Raw genomic sequence first — 331 nt, 5'->3', positions numbered from 1 at the left:
CGACGTCTTCGGCTTCCTCGGCGTGAGCATCGAGGGCTTCGCGCTGGTCGCCCGCCAGTATCTGGCCCTGGCCGACGTCAAGCGGCACACCCTGCGGCTGCGCCAGCGCGAGACGCACTTCCGCGAGCTCGCCCACACCGACCCGCTCACCGGGCTGGCCAACCGGCGCGGCCTGGTCCGGGCGCTGCGCGAACCGCCGGTCCGCGAGCGGGCCCGGGTCCTGGTCGGCCTCGACCTGGACGGCTTCAAGAACGTCAACGACATGCGCGGGCACGACGTCGGCGACGCCGTGCTCACCGAGGTGGGCCGGCGGCTCGGGGCCAACCTGCGC

General features: G+C 74.3%; 1 protein-coding gene. It reads left to right on the top strand.

Going from position 1 to position 331, the window contains the following annotated elements:
* Window positions 1-331: GGDEF domain-containing protein (locus AB0C29_RS40230; RefSeq protein ID WP_360832144.1), on the top strand; the 331-nt coding region annotated here is incomplete at both ends.

Source organism: Actinoplanes sp. NPDC048791 (assembly GCF_040650095.1).
Taxonomy (GTDB): Bacteria; Actinomycetota; Actinomycetes; order Mycobacteriales; family Micromonosporaceae; genus Actinoplanes.
Note: the sequence above shows the minus strand (reverse complement) of the source record. Positions and strands in the feature narration are given on the sequence as shown.